The organism is Saccharothrix longispora (assembly GCF_031455225.1).
Classification (GTDB): Bacteria; Actinomycetota; Actinomycetes; order Mycobacteriales; family Pseudonocardiaceae; genus Actinosynnema; species Actinosynnema longispora.
Genome location: NZ_JAVDSG010000001.1, coordinates 6,858,095 through 6,877,134 on the forward strand (window position 1 = coordinate 6,858,095; position 19,040 = coordinate 6,877,134).

Consider the following 19,040-nt stretch of genomic DNA (forward strand, 5'->3'; position numbering starts at 1 on the left):
CAATGTCGGGCAACTCGACCCTCGTCGAGCACGAGGCTCCGGAGAAACTCCTGGCCCAGCGCGGGCTGTTCGCCGGCCCGTCGCCGATCGTCTCGGAGGACCTCTACGCCGAGGTCTCCCGGGGGGTGGCCGATCGCGAGCGGCACCGCCTCGTGCTGCACCCGCACGCGGTCGTCTCGATGAACACCTACTTCGGCCGGTTCCCCGCCACCTACTGGCAGCGGTGGTGCGTGAGCCCCGAGGTGGAGCTGAGCGTCACGCTGACGGGCTCCGGCACCGTGGCGGTCGTCGCCTCCGACGCCGAGGGCGAGTCCCGCACGGTCGCGGCCGAGCAGGTCGCGGACGCGACCCGGCAGGTCGTCACCCTGACGGCGAAGATCGACAAGTTCACCGACGGCGGCGGCCTCTGGTTCGACCTCACCACGGGTGAGGACCGGCTGGTGGTCGAGGACGCCCGGTGGACGGTCGCGCCGCCGGCGAAGGTCCGCCCCACCGCGGTGGTGATCTGCACCTTCAACCGGGTCGAGGACTGCCTCAACACGATGGCGGCCCTCGCGTCCGACCAGGAGCCCCTGGCCCTGGTCGATGCGGTCTACGTGGTCGACCAGGGCACCGACGCGGTCGAGTCGCGCCCCCGGTTCGCCGAGGTCGCCGCCGCGCTCGGGGACAAGCTCCGCTACATCCGCCAGCCGAACCTCGGTGGCGCGGGCGGCTTCACCCGCGGCTTGTACGAGGTCACCGAGCTGGACGGCGCCGAGCACGCCAACGTCCTGTTCATGGACGACGACGTGCTGTGCGAGCCGGAGATCGTGATCCGCACGACCGCGTTCGCCAACCGCACGGCGCAGCCGGTCATCGTCGGCGGCCAGATGCTCTACCTGCTCCACCCGAACCACCTGCACGTGGGCGCGGAGTACGCCAACCTCGACACGCTGGCCCCGGGCCAGGTCGTGGAGGGCGCGCTGCACGACGCCGACCTCACCGGCTTCGACGAGGAGACCGGCAAGCGCAACGTCCAGGACCGGCGGGTGGACGCCGGGTACAACGGTTGGTGGTCCTGCCTGATCCCCTCGGAGATCGTCAAGGCGATCGGCTACCCGCTGCCGCTGTTCTTCCAGTGGGATGACATCGAGTACGGCTACCGCGCGCGGGCCCACGGGTTCGCCACGGTCACGCTCCCCGGTGCCGGCGTGTGGCACGCCGACTTCCACTGGAAGGACTGGGACGACTGGCACCGGTACTTCAACCTGCGCAACGCCCTGATCACGTCGGCGCTGCACAGCCGGTTCGACCCGAAGCGGATCTGCCGGTCGATGGCCTCCCAGTTGGCCACCTACCTGGTGGGCATGCAGTACGGCCTGGCCGCCACGCAGCTCAAGGCCATCGAGGACTTCCTCAAGGGCCCCGGGTTCCTGCGCGACGGCGGCGTCCAGGCGGCGGCGGACATCCGCAAGCTGCGCGCCGAGTACCCGGAGACCGTGCGGCACCCGGCGTCGGAGGTGCCCGGCATCGCCTCGGGGGACCTCCCGCTGATCAGCGCGCCGCCCGCGCCGAAGCTGTTCGCCCCGGTGCTCGCCAAGCGGATCGTGCACCAGTTGCTCGGCAAGAACGTGCACGACGTGGGCGCGGTCAGCTCGGGGGACTCGGCCTGGTGGCACGTGTCGTTGTTCAACACCGCCGTGGTGACCGACGCCTCCCAGGAGGGCGTGCGGGTCCGCCGCCGGGACCGCGAACTCGCCGTCCGCCTCGGCAAGCAGGGCACGAAGCTGATCCGCGAGCTGTACCGGCAGGCCCCGGAGATGCAGCGGGCCTACCGCGAGGCGATGGGCGAGCTGACCGACCGCTCGAACTGGAAGCGCCTGTACGACCTGTAGTTGGTGGCAGAGTCGGCCGGCCGGGTCCCGCGGTGGGACCCGGCCGGCCCGTCCCCCGGAGGGAACCCTCGTGGACGCAGTGCACCGGATCGTCCTCCCGCGGGAGGACGACCCGCTCGATGTCCGGCCGATGTACCTGGACGAGCCGCAGGACGTGCACTGCCGGGTGGACTCGCGTCGCGCGCTGACCGTGCCCGAGCACGCGAAGGTGTCGTTCGCGACCTACTTCAACGCGTTCCCGGCGAGCTACTGGAAGCGCTGGACCGCCGTCGGCGAGGTCGTCCTGCGGCTGGAGGTGCGGGGCTCCGGACGGATCGACGTGTACCGCTCCAAGCCGAGCGGCGACGTCGTCCACCTGGACGGCCGGTTCGTGAAGGACGCGTCCGAGTGGACGGCGCTGGAGTTCGAGGTGTCGCTCAAGCCGTTCGAGGACGGCGGGTTCATCTGGTTCGACGTGTCCACCCACGAGTCGCCGCTGGCCGTCCGGGACGCGGAGTGGGCGGTGCGCACGCCGCTGCCGCCGCAGCGCGTCGCGGTGACCATCACCACCATGCGCCCGCACGACGCCGTGGCCGCGCTGGCGGCGCTGGGCAGCGACCCGGCCGTCCTCGACGTGGTCGGCAAGGTCGTCGTCGCGGACCAGGGCGCGGTGAAGGTGCGGTCCGTCGACGGCTTCGACGAGGTCGCCCGCGTGCTCGGCCCGCGCCTGACCGTCGTGGAGCAGGACAACCTGGGCGGCTCCGGCGGCTTCACGCGCGGCATGTTCGAGGCGATCGAGAACAGCGACGTCGAGCAGGTCATGCTCATGGACGACGACATCCGGCTCGAACCGGAGGCGGTGCTGCGCTCCAACGCGTTCGCGCGCGCCGCGGCCAAGCCCGTCATCGTCGGCAGCCACATGCTCAACCTCCAGGCGCGCACGCGCCTGCACAGCTCCGCCGAGATCGTCGACCTCGGCACCTGCTTCTGGCGGGCCGCCCCCGGCGCGGTCACCGACCACGACTTCGCCACGTCGTCCCTGCGGGAGACCCCGGCGCTGCACCCCCGGGTGGACGCGACGTACAACGGCTGGTGGATGTGCCTGTTCCCGCGCGAGGTGATCGAGCGCGTCGGCTACCCGCTGCCGCTGTTCATCAAGTGGGACGACGCGGAGTACTCGCTGCGCGCGCTGGAGCACGGCTACCCGACCGTGTCGCTGCCGGGCTCGGCGGTGTGGCACATGCCGTGGACGGACAAGAACGACTCCACCGACTGGCAGGCGTACTTCCACACCCGCAACCGCCTGGTCCTGGCGGCGCTGCACAGCCCGTACGACGTGCGGTCGTGGATCGTGAAGCACGGGCTGAAGCTGTCGCTGCGGCACCTGCTGTCCATGGAGTACTCGACGGTGGCGCTCCAGCAGAAGGCGCTGGAGGACTTCCTGGACGGGCCGGCGGGCCTGTTCGACTCGCTGCGCACCGCCCTGCCGGAGGTGCGCCGCCTGCGCGACGGGTTCAGCGACGCGCGGCGCCTGGAATCGGCCCGCGAGTTCCCCCCGCCCACCTTCGACGCCGTGCGCGCGGAGGCGCTGCTCCAGCCGACCAGCCGCAAGGCCGCCATCGCGGTGCGCGCGGCGAAGTCCGTGCTGCACAACCTGCGCCCGCCGCAGCCGGCCACCGGGGACCGCCCGCAGCTCAACGTGCCCGCGCTCGACGCCCGGTGGTTCCTGCTCGGCAACCTGGACAGCGCGACCGTGTCCACCGCCGACGGGACGGGGGTCGCGTTCTACAAGCGCGACCCGGAGCAGTTCCGCACCCTGATGGCCCGCGCGGTGCGCAACTACCGCAGGCTCGGCCGGGAGTGGCCGCGGCTGCGCCGGCTGTACCGCGACGCGCTGCCCGAGCTGACGTCGGCCGAGCGGTGGCGCAAGGTCTTCGAGAACTGACCCGGCCCGACCGCGTGGCCGCCGCTCACTCGAAGTGCGCGGCGACCACGCGGCCGGAGTCGACCACGAACTCCTCGCCGTCGACCCGGTCCTACCGGCGGAAGAACCGCTCCCGCTGCCCGAGCCGCACGAGCTTGAGCCACTCGACGAACGCCTTCGGGTCGCGCCGCACGCCGATGAAGTACAGCCCGAACCGGAACGCCTCCAGCAACCCCAGCTTGCGCATGCCCGGCTGGGACAGCAGGTACCCGCGGTTGCGGTACGTGTAGTACCGCTTGACCGCGTTCTCCGGGTCCTGGGCGTGGAACCGGCCGCCGAGCATCGGCTTGAACTCGTCCGAGCCGTCCGGGTGCAGGTAGGCCACCTTCAGCGACGTGCCGAACGGCATGCCCGTGCGCACCATGCGCCGGTGGATCTCCACCTCGTCGCCGCGGAAGAACAGGCGGTAGTCCGGCACGCCGATCACGTCGATCGCGGAGGCCCTGAACAGCGCGCCGTTGAACAGCGACGCGATGCCGGGCAGGAAGTCGTCGCCCAGCTCGGAGGAGTCGCGCTTCCAGGTGAGCCCGCGCCGCAGCGGGAACGCCAGCTTCTCCGGCCGGTCGATGTTCGCCACGACGGGCGACACGGCCGCCAGCCCGCGGCGCTCCGCCTCGCCCAGCAGCACGGACAGCACCGTCTCGTCGGCGGGGCGGCCGTCGTCGTCGGCCAGCCACAGCCAGTCGGCGCCCAGCGACAGGGCGTGCAGCATGCCGAGGGCGAAGCCGCCCGCGCCGCCCAGGTTGCGGTGCGACGCGAGGTAGGTGGTGGGGATCGGGGACTGCGCCACCAGGTCCCCGACCGGCTGGTCGGGACCGTTGTCCACGACCACGAGGTGGTCCAGCGGCCGGGTCTGCGACGCCAGCACCTTCAGGGAGTCGGCCAGCAGTTCACGTCGGTGCCGGGTCACCACGACCCCGACGACGGACCCCTTCGGCAGTGCGCTCACGATCTACTCGCCACCGTTCCCGTTAGCGACCTTCGACTTGGCCAGCCGCTCGCGCGTCTCCTCGCTCAGGTACTCGAACGGGTCGTGCCCCTTGTACGCGGTCAGCACCTCGCGCAGGTCGCCGTGCATCTTCACGCGACCCTCGTCCATCCAGATGGCGGTGTCGCAGAACTCCAGCAGGGACTCGTCGGAGTGGTTGGCGAACACCAGGAGGCCGGAGCGGCCGACGAGGTCCTTGAGGCGGTCCCGCGCCTTGGCCATGAACGCGGCGTCGACCGCGCCGATGCCCTCGTCCAGCAGCAGGATCTCGGGGTTGATGGACGTCACCACGCCCAGCGCCAGGCGGACCCGCATGCCGGTGGAGTAGGTCCGCAGCGGCATCGACAGGTAGTCGCCGAGTTCGGTGAACTCCGCGATGTCGTCGACCCGCTTCTCCATCTCCTTGCGGGTCATGCCGAGGAAGAGGCCGCGGATCATGATGTTCTCGTACCCGGAGATCTCCGGGTCCATGCCCACGCCGAGGTCGAACACGGGCGCGACCTTGCCGATGATGCGCGAGCTGCCCCGCGTGGGCTCGTAGATGCCCGCGAGCAGCCGCAGCAGCGTCGACTTGCCGGCGCCGTTGTGCCCCACCAGGCCCACCCGGGCGCCGTGGCCGAGCGAGATGTTGATGTCGTGCAGTGCCTCGATTATCGGCACGCGGCCCTCGGAGCCGATCTTGCCGCCGACTTTGCCGAGCGCGAGCTTCTTCAGCGACCTCGACTTGGCGTCGAAGATCGGGAAGTCGACCGAGGCGTTCCAGACGTCGATGCTGACCATGATTGCTTACGGCCTCACTCAGACCCAGTAGGAGACGCGGGCGCGGTAGTTGCGCATGGCGACCAGCGCCAGCGTCCACCCCACGACGGTGATGGCGCCGACGACCACCCAGTGGTGCCAGTCCTGGGCGTGGCCCAGCATGGGCGCCCGGACGATCTCGACGAAGTGGAAGATCGGGTTCAGCTCGGCGATCAGGGTGCGCCAACTCCCCTCGCCGTCGGTGACCTTGTTGAGCACGCCGACGTGCCAGACGATCGGCGTCATGAAGAACACGAGGTTGATGAAGCTGCTGATGACGGGCGGGATGTCGCGGAACCGCGTGCTGATGATGCCGAACAGCAGGGCCATCCACACCGCGTTGACCACGACCAGCACGAAGCCCGGGATCGCCATGAGCGCCATCCAGGACAGGCCCGGCTGCGTCACCGGGTCGCCCTCCATCTGGTAGGGCTCGATCAGCGTGGGGAAGAAGATCGTGACGACGACCACGTAGACGATCAGGTTGTGCGCCAGGAACAGCACCTGGCGCCACACCATGCGCAGCACGTGCACCGTGATGGGCGCGGGCAGGTGCTTGATCAGGCCCTCGTTAGCGATGAAGACCTCGGTGCCCTCGGTGACCACGCCGAGGATGAAGTTCCAGATGATGAACCCGGCCGTCACGTACGGCAGGAACGTGCTGATCTGCTGGTTGAACAGCTGTGAGTACAGCAGGCCGAGCGCGAGGGCCGTGGTGCCCATCGAGATCGTGATCCACAGAGGGCCGATGATCGACCGGCGGTACCGCTGCTTGATGTCCTGCCAGCCGAGATGACCCCAGAGCTCCCGCTGCCGCCAGGCGTCGCGCACGTCGGCGAACGCGCGAGCGAAGGTGCGCGAGTTGGGCGCCAGGGGAGCGGCCGGCCGCTCGACCGTACTCGTGGGTTGCACGAGAGGTGAGACTACCGGCGACGAGGTGGGGACCCTGTCGCCGGGCCGTCACGGTACGGTCAACCCTCCCGGGGGGCTTCCGGTACGCCGGTCACCTTGACGATCACCTGTTCGTGGTCATAGGTGTACCCGCGGTAGTCGAACTCGATCCCGGTGCGCGCGACGTGCTCCATCCACGCCTTGTGCTCGTGCTCCTCCCACCCCGGGTAGTTGAAGTACTCGTCGAAGACGATGACGCTGCCCGGCACCAGGCGCGGACCGACCAGGTCCAGCACCGTCCTGGTGGACGAGTACAGGTCGCAGTCGACGTGCAGGAAGGCCACCGGGCCGGGGTGCTCCTCCAGGAAACCCGGCAGCGTGTCGTCGAACCAGCCGACGACCAGTTCCGCGCCGTCCACGTCCGGCAGGCCGTCCACGCCGAACATGCCGGCGGGGAAGCCGTTGCGCCAGTCCTCGGGCAAGCCCTCGAACGAGTCGAAGCCGTACACGTCACGCCCCTCGCGGGCGGTGGCGATGATCTTCAGCGTGCCGCCGGTGTAGACGCCGAACTCCAGCGCCATGCCCTCGGCCTCGACCAGTTCCAGGCCGTGCTCCAGCGTCGCGTGGGGGTGGTCGAAGTGCGGGGCGGTCGGCAGGTGCCGGCGCACGAACCGGGCGCTCTGTAGGGCGGCCTCCTGCTCACCCGCGAACACCAGGTCGCGCCGGGCGCGGATCTCGTGCTGGATGGTGGCGTTCACCGCCCGGTCCACCGCCTGCTCGGCGTGCTCGGCCCGCTCGCGCAGCGCCGCCAACTCCTGCTGGAGCCGCTCGATCCGCTGGGCCTGCTCGTGGTGGTAGGGCCGGACGACGTCGTCGATGGCCCTCAGGACCTTGCCCCGCACCCGCTTCCGGAACTCGTCGACGAACGGGCTGTGGCGGACTCTTTCGAGCACTGGTCGGCTCCTCTCGTGGGTGGCGGTGCCCACAGTCGGGCAGGACGGTGCCCGTTGTCCAGCCCGCGCCCGCCGCCACCTCCTCCGCCGGCCCGCCGTGCCGGGACTACAGGTACTGGCCCGTGCCCCGGATGTGCGGACCGCCTTCCGCGTCGCCGCCACCGGAACCGGCCGGCAGCGCCCGGCCGCGCATCTGCTCCAGCTGCGCGCGGGCCGCCATCTGCTGGGCGAACAGGGCCGTCTGGATGCCGTGGAACAGGCCCTCCAACCAGCCCACCAGCTGCGCCTGCGCGATCCGCAGCTCGGCGTCCGACGGCGTGCCCTCCTCCGTGAACGGCAGCGACAGGCGCTCCAGCTCGTCGCGCAGCTCCGGGGCCAGGCCGTCCTCCAGCTCCTCGATGGACCGCTTGTGGATCTCCTTCAGCCGGTTGCGGCTGGCCTCGTCCAGGGGAGCGGCGCGCACCTCCTCCAGCAGCTGCTTGATCATCGTGCCGATGCGCATGACCTTCGCCGGCTGCTCCACCAGGTCCGTGACGTCCTGGCCGGGCCCGTCGTCGCCCACGGGCACGCGCGCGGCGCCCACCGGCTTCCCGTCGGGCCCGACCACCACCACGTGCCGCTCGTTCTCTGCCTCGCTCATGCCGTCCATCCTGGCGCGATCGGGTGGCCACCGCCGAACCGGGTGGCGGAACGGGGCGCGAAACCGCGGCCCCCTGCTGTCGCGCCACCGACGTCCTCCGTACGGTGTGCGGCATGGCGTTCGACGTCGCACGAGTCCGCGGCCTGTTCCCCGCGCTCGGCGACGGCTGGGTTCATCTGGACGCTCCTGCGGGGATGCAAGTACCCGAACAGGTGGCCACGGCCGTCTCCACCGCGCTGCGCGCACCCGTCTCCGGGCCGGGTGGCATATTCCCCGCCTCGCAACGTGCCGAGGCCATCGTCGACGCGGCCAGGCGCGCCGTGGCCGACCTGGTCGGGGCCGACCCGGCCGGCGTCGTGCTCGGCCCCAGTTCCGCGGTGCTGCTCCAGCGGCTCGCCGACGCCCTGTCCGACGGCTGGTTCCTCGGTGACGAGGTCGTCGTCTCGCGGCTCGACCACCCGACCAACATCAACCCGTGGCAGCGGGCCGCGCAGCGCACCGGCAGCGTCGTGCGCTGGGCCGAGGTCGACATCGAGACGTGCGAGCTGCCCGCCTGGCAGTACGACGAGCTGATCACGCCCAGGTGCAAGCTGGTCGCGGTGACCGCCGCGTCCGGCTCCGTCGGCACCAGGCCGGACCTGCGCAAGATCGCCGAGGCGGCCGGCCGGACCGACGCCCTGGTCGTGGTCGACGCCTCCTCGGCGGCGCCCTTCGTGCCGCTCGACGTCACGTCGATGGGCGCGGACGTGGTGGCCGTGTCCGCCAACAACTGGGGCGGCCCGCCGGTCGGCGCGCTGGTGTTCCGCGACCCGTCGATGCTCGACCTGCTGCCGTCGGTCGCCGTCGAACCGGGGGCGCGCGGCCCCGAGCGCCTCGAACTGGGCCCGCACGCCTACCCGCTGCTGGCCGGGCTGGTCGCCTCGGTGGACTACCTGGCCGGGCTGGACGACGCGGCCGTGGGTCCCCGAAGGGAGCGCTTGCTCACATCCCTGGGTTCGGTCAAGGCTTACCAGGCGGGTCTCCTGGCCAACCTCATCAACGAACTGCGATCGCTCCGTCACGTCATGGTGATCGGGGACGCCATGCGGCGCGTGCCGGCGCTGGCGTTCACGGTGGCCGGGGTGAAGGCGACCGACGGCGTCGAGCACCTGTCGGAGCGCGGGGTGTGCGCGTTCGCGGACTCCGGGCAGCACGGCGTGTTCTCGGTGCTGGGGGTGGGGGAGGTCGGCGGGGCGATCCGCGTGGGCCTCGCGCACTACACGAACGCGGTCGAGGTGGACGAGCTCGTGCGGGCGGTCGCCGAGCTGGGGTGAGGTGGAGGCCGGCTTGGACGACCTGCTGTCACGCGAACTGGCCGACATAGCCGCACTCCACCGCCTGGCCCCGCTGATGTCGGAGTACCTGCCCAACACGGCGCACGAGCTGCGCCCGGCCGCCCTGGCCGCCGTCGTGGACGAGGTGCTCCTCGGCTCGCGCACGGTGCTGGTCGAGTGCGGCAGCGGCGCGTCCTCGGTGATCCTGGCCCGCCTCCTCGCCCGGCGCGGCTTCGGCCACCTGCTGTCGGTCGAGCACGACGAGCGCACGGCCGCGTTCGTGGCCAGCCAGCTCCGCCGAGAGGGCCTCGGGCACGTGGCGCGCGTGGTGCACGCACCCCTGTCCCCGCACCCGGCGGCCCTCGGCAGCGCCCACTGGTACGACCCGGGGCTCGTGCACGACGAGGTGTCGTACTACGTGGAGCGCTACGGCCTGGTCGACCTGCTGCTGGTGGACGGCCCCCTGCTGGGGGACGCCCGCTACCCGGCCCTCCCGGTCTTCCGGGGCGTGCTGGCGCCGGGCGCCGCGGTGCTGGTGGACGACGCCGAGCAGCCGGGCGAGCAGACGGTGCTGGTCCGGTGGGCGGAGGAGTTCTCCCTGCGCTTCCGCACCACACCCCGAACCTTCCTGGCCACCGCCGCAGCCCTGGACTGACCCGCGAGTCGTACGCCCACGCCGCGCGAGTCGCGCGTTCGCGCCCGGCGAGTCGCGCGTTCGCGCCCCGCGAGTCGTACGTTCGCGCCCGGCGACTCAGACCTCCAGCACGACCTTCCCGAACACGTCCCCCTCCTCCAGCGCCCGGTGCCCGTCCGCCGCCCGCTCGATCGGCAGCACGCGGTCCACCACGGGCTTCACCCGGCCGTCCGCGATCATCGGCCACACGTGCTCGCGCACCTCGGCCACGATCCGCCCCTTGCCGTTGCGCCCCTCCACCGGCCGGAACCGCAGGCCCGTCCCGCTGACCGACCCGCGCTTGGCCAGCAGCTTGCCGATGTTCAACTCGCCCTTCACACCACCCTGCATGCCGATCACCACCAGGTGGCCGTCCGGCGCGAGCACGTCGACGTTGCGCCCCAGGTACGCGGCGCCCATGTTGTCCAGCACCACGTCCGCCGCGCCGACCACCTCGACGAAGTCCTGCTCCCGGTAGTTCACCAGCACGTCCGCACCCAGCTCGGCGCAGCGCCGCAACCGCTCCGCCGAGCCCGCCGTCACCGCGACCCGCGCGCCCAGCGCCTTGCCCACCTGGATCGCGTGCGTGCCGATCCCACCCGCGCCGCCGTGCACCAGGAACGTCCCGCCGGCCTCCAGGCCGGCCAGCATCACCACGTTCGACCACACCGTGCACGCCACCTCGGGCAGCGACGCGGCCGTGACGAGGTCCACCCCCTCGGGCACCGGCAGCACCTGCGCGGCCGGCACGACGACCCGCTCCGCGTACCCGCCGCCGGCCAGCAGCGCGCACACCTCGTCGCCCACGCGCCAGTCCCGGACGTCCTCGCCGACCGCGGCGACCGTGCCCGAGCACTCCAGCCCCAGCACGTCGGACGTGCCCTTCGGCGGCGGGTAGTGCCCCTGGCGCTGGAGCAGGTCGGCCCGGTTCACGGCGGTCGCCGCGACCTCCACCAGCACATCGCCGGGACCGGGTTCGGGGTCCCGCACCTCTTCCCACGACAGCACGTCCGGTCCGCCGGGTTCCCGAGTGGTGATCGCGCGCATGCCCCGACGTTAATCCGGTCGCGCCGGCACCGCGCGGTCACCACCACGCCAGGTACCGCCCGAGGGTTCCGCCGACCCGCCCGGGACCTCGTCGTGAAAGGCGTCACACCGTGCTCGTCCCTGCTCACGGGGCGCGAACCCATCGATTGACGGATTGCTTTCACCGGGTTGCTTTGTGAGGGTTCGGCAACCGAGTGAAGGGGAACTCGATCATGTCAGCTAGAACCGGGATCCGACGGGCGGTCGTCTTCGCGGCCTCCGCGTCCCTCGCACTGGTCGCCGTCCCGACCGCCGGCGCGGCGCCGACCGCGCTCGACGGTCCCCAGTTGGCCAAGAAGCTCACCAAGAACGTCACGCTGGAAGGGGTCAACCGCCACCTGATCGCGTTCCAGCGCATCGCCGACCGCAACGACGGCAACCGCGCGGCCGGCACCAGCGGTTACGACGCCAGCGTCGACTACGTCGCCGGCAAGCTGCGCGGCGCGGGCTTCGACGTGTCGACGCCGGAGTTCACCTACCCCGTGCAGATCACCGACGCCGCCACCGCCACGGTCGGCACCACGACGTACGAGAACATCCCGCTGGAGTTCTCGCCGCAGACGCCGGCCGGCGGCATCACCGGCCCGCTGCGCGTGGTCCCCGAGGATGGCACCCCGGGCTGCGAGGCGACCGACTTCGCGGGCCAGGACTTCACCGGCGCGGTCGCCCTGATCCGCCGCGGCGCGTGCACGTTCGACATCAAGCACCGCAACGCCGCCGCCGCCGGCGCGATCGCCGTGATCATCGCCAACAACGTGCCGGACGCCAAGCTGTCCGGCGTGACGCTCGGCGCGCCCGGCGTCGTCCCGACCGGTGGTGTGACCCAGGCGGACGGCACCGCGCTCGCGGGCCTCGCGGGCCAGCCGGTGACGGTCGACCTCCGGTACCACGAGGAGGACCGGATCTCGCGCAACGTCATCGCGCAGACCAAGACCGGCCGCAAGGACAACGTCGTGTTCGCCGGCGCCCACCTCGACAGCGTCGAGAACGGCGCGGGCATCAACGACAACGGCACCGGCTCGGCCGGCCTCCTGGAGACCGCGCTCCAGCTCGGCGGCAAGCCGAAGGTGGACAACGCGGTGCGCTTCGGCTGGTGGGGCGCCGAGGAGCTGGGTCTCGTCGGCTCGACCGAATACGTGCGGTCGCTGACCTTCGAGCAGCAGCTGGACATCGCGCTGTACCTGAACTTCGACATGATCGGTTCGCCGAACGCGGGCTACTTCGTCTACGACGGCGACGACTCGGACGGCGTCGGCGCGGGCGCGGGCCCGTACGGCTCGGCGCAGATCGAGAAGGCCTTCGTCGACTACCTCCAGGTCGAGAAGAAGGTCCAGACCGAGGGCACCGACTTCTCCGGCCGCTCGGACTACGGCGAGTTCATCGCGAACGGCATCCCCGCCGGCGGCCTGTTCACCGGCGCCGAGGTCCTCAAGACCGAAGCCCAGGTGGCCAAGTGGGGCGGCACCGCGGGCGTCGCGTACGACCCGAACTACCACGGTCCGGGCGACAACCTCGGCAACGTGGACCGCAAGGCACTCGACCGGAACTCCGACGCCCTCGCCTGGGTCACCGCGTCGTACGCCATGAGCACGGAGGACGTGAACGGCGTCCCGCCGCGCGCCAAGCGGGCCGAGGCACGGGCGGCGGCGAAGACCCGCGCCCTGCACGTCGAGCCCCACACGCACGCCGAAACCGCCTGATCCCGGCGGTTCCACCACGAGGGCCGGTCCCGCCCGGGGCCGGCCCTCGTGCCGGAGCGTCGTGGAACCCGCGAAACCCGGTGCTACGCCGACCGCCCGGCCTCGGCGGCCAACGCCTCCTCCACCCAGGCGAGGAAGGCGGGCAGGTTCCGGTCGACGGTGAAGCAGTCCCGCTCGGTGCCCGCGACCTGCTCAAGGAGGTGCGGCCACTCCCCGCACAGGGCGACGTAGTGCGCCTGCCCCTCGCGCATCTCCGGGTCGCGCCGCATCTCGGCCTCGACCAGGTCGAGATACCTGCTCACCGAGTCCACGGCCCCTCCCGGGTGGCGGCGACGATCCGCGCGGACGTCACCCGAGTACGGGTGCGGCGGGTGTGACCAGGTCCCGAGACCGGTCACACCCCTTGCCTCCCTGCGGAAGCGGAGGGATTTGAACCCCCGGACGGTTGCCCGTCTCCCGCTTTCAAGGCCGGCCCTGCTCGTCCAGCGCCGTTCAGATTCCACCGTTCCCACAGCTCACGGCGCTAGGACCGTTCATACCGGTTCACCCAAGTCCAGCCCCGTTGCTACACCGGTAGCTACACCTGGCCGGTACGTCCCGTGCAGCATTGGCAGGGCATCCAGCCTCCCCGACGAGCCAGTTCCCGGTCCCTCACAAGGCTGTAGTGAGCACGTGCCTCGTTGCGAGCCCTGAGTCTGCGACGAGCCTCAGGGTGCGGTGCAGGAGACTCCTCTCCGTGGCGTAGCGGTGCCACACTTGCGGCCGCTGTATAGGCCCGCTGTGCTGCGTCCCTCCTGGTGGCTGCATCGGTCATCACCCTCAGGTCTTCTGCCTCGCTCATGTCCAGTCCTCCAGCTCGACCGCGCCCAGTCGTTCGACTGAACCCGCGCATCAATTGGAGCAAACGGGTAACAGACCGCCCCCTTAAGCGACCAGCCACCACCGCTGGCCGCAGGCGCGGAGCGTCGGCGGGCGTCGATCGCCGCGCCCAGCCACGTTGGCCGTGCGACCACGCGATCGTCACGGAATCCAGCGGCCGGAAGCAGCTCCGCGGCTCACTGCGTCACCATCAGCGCGCCGCCGTCCCGACCACGTGCACCGACTCCGCGCGCGGCCGACGGGCGGAGCGAAGCGGGAGCCCGGCGTGCCGTGATGCGGGGAGTCGGTGCCAACGTGCGCCGGACGGCACCGCGCGCCGCCGCAGGCGGCGCGCCTTGATCCCATAGAGCCAAGTTCGGCAGAATCACGCAACTGCGACACGCGGGCTAGATACTTGAAATCTGCCGTACTTGATGGAAGCTGTACGTCCGAGAGAAAGCAGCGCAACCGATCGGCTGGATTGTGACGATGGGAAAGCTTGAGCAGGATGACGAAAAACCCGATTCTTACTTTGAAATGACTAGCGAGAAAAGTGTATTCTTCTCGATTTTTCTTGACATCGCACATGAACAGATAGATCGAGGGGTTGAGGTAGATGAGGCGGTCCGCAAGACCGCAGACGCTTTTATTAAAGCACTCCCAGCGATAACGCAAACCACCGTGCAGTCGCTTCACGAATCGAAGTCGACCCTTCTTGATGCCCTAACAGAATCAAGACGGCAGATGGAAAGTGAGATTCAAGATAAATGGGGCACGGCATTTGGGAACTACCAGGCAGTAGCATACTTGGCTTACGAACTTTGCAATAAGGCTCGCGAAGGTTACCTGAATTCATTGGAGCACGGAGGCTCTGAAGACCTCACGGTCGAAATGCTATTCCTGCTACTCGGTCGTGCATGTACGGTCGCCGAGGAGGTCCTATGCCTTATGAGGGGAGGTCTTGAGGATGGTGCAGTCGCCAGGAGGCGTACGCTACACGAGTTGGCCGTGGTTACAAATCTGCTTGCCGAGAATTCCCTCCTTAGTCTTGGCGAGCGTTATCAAGACTATGCAGTTGTAGAGCAATACGAGGACATGAAGAATTACCAGGAGAATGTCGAGAGGCTGGGGTATACGCCGTTCTCGGCCGAAGACGTAGAGACAGTGAGGGAACAATACGATGAGATGTTGACAAAGTATGGATCTACCTTTCGCAAGCCACATGAATGGGCGCGGCCACTCTTTACGTCATCCACAGAACAGATTACATTTGTTAAGCTCGAAAAGCTGGTTAAGCTTGACCACCTTCGACCTTTCTATCGCCAGTCCAATCACTACGTACACGCCGGTCCTCGTGCAGCACTTCTCAACGTCATTGATCGAGACTATGGCTCTTTCATTGGCGTTGGGGCACGTTGGGATGTGGCACTTGGTGAGATAGGGCATGGCAGCCTCATCAGTTTGCTCCAGTGCACTTCAGCTCTTCTCGCCTACGACTTCGATGCGCACGACAATCCCGACATCACCGTCGGCTTGCATTGCATGGCCCAACTAGTCGACGACGCTGGGCTATCTTTCTCACGAGCATCATCCCGACATGGCTAGACGACGGATATCTCGTAGTTCAGCCCAGAGCTTCAACGATGTACTCTATTGATGTAACAAGTGCAGACGCTCGACTGAGAGCCAATGCTTTTGCTGGCCGGTTAACGTACCCGATCGCGGTTACTTGTGCGGCTTTAGCCGCATCTATATCCGCAATTGAGTCGCCGACAATAGTGCAAGCTTGCGGCTGAAGTGACAGTGCGACAATAGCCTGCCTAATAAGGTATGGATTTGGCTTCAGCAGTGAGGTGTCAGACCCTGCGCGTGCAGAAACCGCGCTAATAAGATCGGTCAAGCCTTGTTTTTCGAGGAAAAACTCGATGGCATTATGGGAGTTGTTGCTCACGATCGCCAGCTTGCGACCAGAGTAGTGCCAGGAAGAAATTAGGTCGAATACGCCGTTGGTAAGACCAACGGTGCTCACGGCCTCAATTTCGTACGTGGTTAGTACGGATTCCACCAACGAGCCAACTTCTTTACCGAGGGTTACAGCATAGGCAAGGACATCAAAAGGATCTTGAGTTATTCTCAGATCAACTGCTAGCTCGATGCCTTCTTCATCAGAAAGAACGCGGCGGAGTTGATCAGCGACGTAACTAGCAGGCATGTCAGCGAATATTGAGCACATAGGTCCGTCGAAATCGAGCAACAAGCCCTCTGTTCTGACGAGGATGTCACGCAAGGTTTCCAAGCTGTCCAGAGACACATTGTTTTTGGTCATCGCCGATACTCGGTGGCGATAGTATTCCACAGGCTGTCAAACCAGGTGCGAGCCTGTTCGACGTACTGACTGCCAGTGCTGGTGTCGTCGTCGGTTGTGCTGTGGTGGAAGAGGATTGCGTCTTTGCCCATGAGGTCGTAGATGGCTTGGGGCTGACCGTCGAGGGATAGGACGTGTTCGCGGACGGGGTAGAAGCCGAAGAAGGCTTCGTCGTTGTTGACCAGGTAGAGCTTAAATAGTGGTGCGGTCCGGTGGACGCGGACTTCGGCGGTGGCTTCTTTGACCAAGCCGAGGGCACCTAGCTCGGTGACGTTGTCCACGATGGCGAGGGTGTGGCGGCGCATGATCTCGGCGGCGCGTGCGCGGAAAGCCGGGCTGTCGGCTTGGTGCTCGACGGTTACGGGAACTGACCACGGGACGGTGGGGTCCGGAACGAGGATGCGGACGTGGATCGTTTCGGGGGTTAGGCGGCCGATGCGGATTTTGTCCAGCGGCTCTTGGAGGATGCCGTGCAAGGTCTCGCCGGAGAAGCCAGCGAAGTCGATCGTCACGCGGTCGGATGTGAACGCCTGCTCGATGTGAGGGCGCAGGCCGACCGGGCGCTCGGTGCGCTCTCGGACGAAGACGCCGCTGCCCTGTCGGGAGACGATCAAGCCTTCGTCGCGCAGCTCGCGTAGGGCGCTCTGCACGGTCATCGGTGCAACGTCGTACTTCTTGGCCAGCTCGGCGCGTGACGGCAGCTTGTCCCCGGCCTTGAAGACCTTGGTCAGGATGGCTGCCCGTAGAGCGTTCGCCACCTGCATGTACGGCGGTCGTGGGTCATCGGGGTCTAGCGCCACCACAAGTCTCCTTGTCTGCCAGGCGTTGCTGACAAGTGCAACGCCACGCGACCAGACTAGGTGACTTGTCTAGCCGGCCTAGGGAGCTAGCTCACCCATATGGGTGACACTTGCTTGACCTGTCTAGCCAAGCTGTCTTACCTTCAAGTTGTCTAGCTCAGACAGACGAGCTGGCGAGTGATGGAGGTGGCGAGCGTGGCGGTTCCATACGGGACGCGGTTCGAGGCGGCGTTTGACCAGGTGTTCCCGATGGGGGCACTGATGGTCGGTGAGGTCGCGCCGGACATGGAGTACATGAGCGCGGACGACAAGGCGCGTGGTCGCCAGGCCAAGCAGAAGGTGGACGAGCGGACCGGTAAGCGGCAGTGGAAGGTGGTCGTGACTGACCCGTCCGCCGAGAAGGAGCGGGACGCGTCGGTGACGGTGACGATCCTGGCTGACGTACAGCCGGTGCCTCCCTCGGCCGTAGCGGTGATGCCTGGTGTCGAGGTGCGGCCGGTGGCGTTCGACGGGTTGACCGTTGAGCCTCGGGTCATGGGGGATCGGTACAAGTACCAGGGGTTCGTGATCCGGGCTGCTGGCATCGTGTCGCCTCAGGTGGGCGGGGCTCCCAAGCGTTCGGGCGAGAAGCCCCAGGGCGAGCAGAAGGCGGCCTGAGGTGACGCGGCCGTCTCGTGAGGCGGTCGCTCGCTGGAACCTCGCGTACGCGGAGCAGACGAGTGCGTTGTTCCTGGCGTCCACTTCAGACGAACCTGGAGCGCTGGTTCGGTTGGCGTTGGGCTACTCCGCGGTGGCGCAGGCGTGGCGGGTCCTGGGCGGGGACCTGGCGGTGCCGGTCTGGGCTCGTCACGCCTGCGCGGTCGCTGCTGAGGAGTTCGACCAGCGGGCACGGCTTGAGTACGCCCGTGCCGGTGGGGGTGGCGTGTGAGCGGGCAGCGTGGGTACGGCGTCGCGCTTCGCCTTGACGCTTTCGACAAGGCCGTGCGGCTGGCCGGGTTCAAGTCGGATTACCTCCTTGCCCGGAAGATGCGAGTTGACCGTTCGACGGTCTCTCGTGTGAGGAACGGGAACTTGCGGCCCGGTACCGCGTTCATCGCGGGCGCGTTGCGTGTGCTGCATCCCTTGGACTTCGAGGACTTGTTCGAGGTCGTCTAACCATCGTCCGGAGTGGTGGGCGCGTTCTGAATGCGGTTCCTTCCAAACCATCTTGGGGTTTGTCGTGAGTGATGAGCGGAGTTCACGGCTGGGTTCGACCGTGAAAGCAGAACTTTGGGGGCCGAGTTGCGTGCGGCTCGGAAACGGGCTCGTGTGCCGATCAGCGACCTGGTGGAAGTGCTGGGTCTGTCGGTCGCCTGGTTGTCGAAGGTTGAGAACGGGACTCGGCGCACCGACGCGGGCAACATCGCCCGGCTATTGGGGTTCTACCGGGCTGATCAGGCCACTGTGGATCGGGTCATGAGCTTGCACGCTGACCCGCGTGACTGGTTCGTGGGCTGCGGGCACGGGCCTGGTGGGGTGGACGAATTGGCGGTGCTCCTGCGGCACGAGGCGGCGGCACGGGAGGTGTTCGCATACGAGACGGTGTCCGTGCCCGCGCTGGCGCAGACCCCGGTGTACGGCCGTGCTGTCCTGGAGCGCAACCCGCTTGCCGTGCTGGGAGAGGTCGAGCAGCGGACGGAGGCGCGGAAGCGTCGGCAGCGGGTATTGAGCAGGCCGTCCCGGTTCGTGTTCGTGGTGCGGGAGATGACCCTGCGGAACCTCGGCGTGGACCGGCGGACCGCGTCAGACCAGTTGCGGCACCTCGCCCTGCTGCCCAACACGGGCCGCGTTGAGGTGCGGGTGCTCCCTCGGTTGATGGCCGGGAGCTACCTGGACCGGTACTCGTTCACGCTGATGCGGTCGGAGCACTACCGGCCGGTCGTGCACGTGGATGCCATGTACCACAGCGTGTTTCTCGACCACCCCGACGACGTGGCGGCGTACCAGGCTGCGGCCCAGGCGGTTCTTTCCAACACGTTGAGCGTGGAGGAATCTCAGGCTCTGATCCTGCACCTGGCCAACGGCGCGCACGCGGTCGCGAGTCGGACGGGCTGACGACCCGTAGTCGGGCGCTCGGTGTGACAACTGAATGACTACTG

Annotated in this window: 17 protein-coding genes; 8 read left to right on the top strand and 9 right to left on the bottom strand. The window is 68.3% G+C overall.

Going from position 1 to position 19,040, the window contains the following annotated elements:
- Nucleotides 1-2: 2 nt before the first annotated feature.
- Both J2S66_RS29555 and J2S66_RS29560 read left to right on the top strand, forming a co-directional pair.
- Nucleotides 3-1,874, top strand: a complete 1,872-nt coding sequence (locus tag J2S66_RS29555; RefSeq protein WP_310310912.1) for a glycosyltransferase — start codon at nt 3-5, stop codon at nt 1,872-1,874.
- Between the two features lie 70 nt (nt 1,875-1,944).
- Nucleotides 1,945-3,798, top strand: coding sequence for a glycosyltransferase (locus J2S66_RS29560; RefSeq protein ID WP_310310914.1), 1,854 nt, complete (start codon nt 1,945-1,947; stop codon nt 3,796-3,798).
- A gap of 91 nt (nt 3,799-3,889) precedes the next feature.
- Here the strand turns inward: J2S66_RS29560 and glfT1 are convergent, their stop codons facing one another.
- From glfT1 to J2S66_RS29585, 5 genes are all read right to left on the bottom strand, one after another.
- Nucleotides 3,890-4,786, bottom strand: a complete 897-nt coding sequence (gene glfT1 / locus J2S66_RS29565) for a galactofuranosyltransferase GlfT1 (RefSeq protein ID WP_310310917.1) — start codon at nt 4,784-4,786, stop codon at nt 3,890-3,892.
- A 3-nt stretch (nt 4,787-4,789) separates the two neighbouring features.
- A complete protein-coding gene (wzt, locus tag J2S66_RS29570; protein ID WP_310310918.1) occupies nt 4,790-5,605 on the bottom strand; it encodes a galactan export ABC transporter ATP-binding subunit Wzt/RfbE in 816 nt (271 codons plus the stop codon).
- An 18-nt stretch (nt 5,606-5,623) separates the two neighbouring features.
- Complete coding sequence (gene wzm, locus J2S66_RS29575) at nt 5,624-6,535, bottom strand: galactan export ABC transporter permease subunit Wzm/RfbD (protein ID WP_310310921.1); 912 nt, start codon at nt 6,533-6,535, stop codon at nt 5,624-5,626.
- Between the two features lie 59 nt (nt 6,536-6,594).
- On the bottom strand, nt 6,595-7,467 hold the full coding sequence (locus J2S66_RS29580; protein WP_310310923.1) for a TylF/MycF/NovP-related O-methyltransferase: 873 nt from the start codon (nt 7,465-7,467) through the stop codon (nt 6,595-6,597).
- A gap of 106 nt (nt 7,468-7,573) precedes the next feature.
- Nucleotides 7,574-8,107 (bottom strand): bacterial proteasome activator family protein, encoded by a 534-nt coding sequence (locus tag J2S66_RS29585; protein WP_306744271.1) that lies wholly within the window; start codon nt 8,105-8,107, stop codon nt 7,574-7,576.
- A gap of 113 nt (nt 8,108-8,220) precedes the next feature.
- Between J2S66_RS29585 and J2S66_RS29590 the strand changes: the two genes are divergently transcribed.
- A complete protein-coding gene (locus tag J2S66_RS29590) occupies nt 8,221-9,420 on the top strand; it encodes a cysteine desulfurase-like protein (protein ID WP_310310927.1) in 1,200 nt (399 codons plus the stop codon).
- 13 nt (nt 9,421-9,433) lie between these two features.
- The gene (locus tag J2S66_RS29595) at nt 9,434-10,075 is read left to right on the top strand and encodes a class I SAM-dependent methyltransferase (protein WP_310310929.1); all 642 of its coding nucleotides are present in this window, start codon (nt 9,434-9,436) and stop codon (nt 10,073-10,075) included.
- 96 nt (nt 10,076-10,171) lie between these two features.
- Here the strand turns inward: J2S66_RS29595 and J2S66_RS29600 are convergent, their stop codons facing one another.
- Nucleotides 10,172-11,140 (bottom strand): NAD(P)H-quinone oxidoreductase, encoded by a 969-nt coding sequence (locus J2S66_RS29600; RefSeq protein ID WP_310310933.1) that lies wholly within the window; start codon nt 11,138-11,140, stop codon nt 10,172-10,174.
- A gap of 212 nt (nt 11,141-11,352) precedes the next feature.
- Here J2S66_RS29600 and J2S66_RS29605 point away from each other — a divergent pair, with 212 nt between their 5' ends.
- The gene (locus J2S66_RS29605) at nt 11,353-12,879 is read left to right on the top strand and encodes a M28 family metallopeptidase (RefSeq protein WP_310310936.1); all 1,527 of its coding nucleotides are present in this window, start codon (nt 11,353-11,355) and stop codon (nt 12,877-12,879) included.
- Nucleotides 12,880-12,962: 83 nt separating this feature from the next.
- Here J2S66_RS29605 and J2S66_RS29610 read toward each other — a convergent pair whose 3' ends face one another.
- Nucleotides 12,963-13,181 (bottom strand): hypothetical protein, encoded by a 219-nt coding sequence (locus tag J2S66_RS29610; RefSeq protein ID WP_310310938.1) that lies wholly within the window; start codon nt 13,179-13,181, stop codon nt 12,963-12,965.
- Nucleotides 13,182-14,226: 1,045 nt separating this feature from the next.
- On the opposite strand from J2S66_RS29610, the gene J2S66_RS29615 reads away from it, so the two are divergent.
- Nucleotides 14,227-15,342 (top strand): DUF5677 domain-containing protein, encoded by a 1,116-nt coding sequence (locus tag J2S66_RS29615; protein WP_310310941.1) that lies wholly within the window; start codon nt 14,227-14,229, stop codon nt 15,340-15,342.
- Nucleotides 15,343-15,361: 19 nt separating this feature from the next.
- Here the strand turns inward: J2S66_RS29615 and J2S66_RS29620 are convergent, their stop codons facing one another.
- Together J2S66_RS29620 and J2S66_RS29625 are read right to left on the bottom strand one after the other, a co-directional pair.
- A complete protein-coding gene (locus J2S66_RS29620) occupies nt 15,362-16,063 on the bottom strand; it encodes an HAD family hydrolase (RefSeq protein ID WP_310310944.1) in 702 nt (233 codons plus the stop codon).
- Nucleotides 16,060-16,866, bottom strand: coding sequence for a GntR family transcriptional regulator (locus tag J2S66_RS29625; RefSeq protein WP_310310947.1), 807 nt, complete (start codon nt 16,864-16,866; stop codon nt 16,060-16,062). Before J2S66_RS29625 ends, J2S66_RS29620 begins: the two co-directional genes overlap by 4 nt.
- A 231-nt stretch (nt 16,867-17,097) precedes the next feature.
- Between J2S66_RS29625 and J2S66_RS29630 the strand changes: the two genes are divergently transcribed.
- A complete protein-coding gene (locus tag J2S66_RS29630) occupies nt 17,098-17,559 on the top strand; it encodes a hypothetical protein (RefSeq protein WP_310310950.1) in 462 nt (153 codons plus the stop codon).
- Between the two features lie 624 nt (nt 17,560-18,183).
- Entirely contained in the window at nt 18,184-18,996 is an 813-nt protein-coding gene (locus J2S66_RS29635; RefSeq protein WP_310315165.1) for a helix-turn-helix domain-containing protein, read from the top strand.
- Nucleotides 18,997-19,040: the final 44 nt, after the last annotated feature.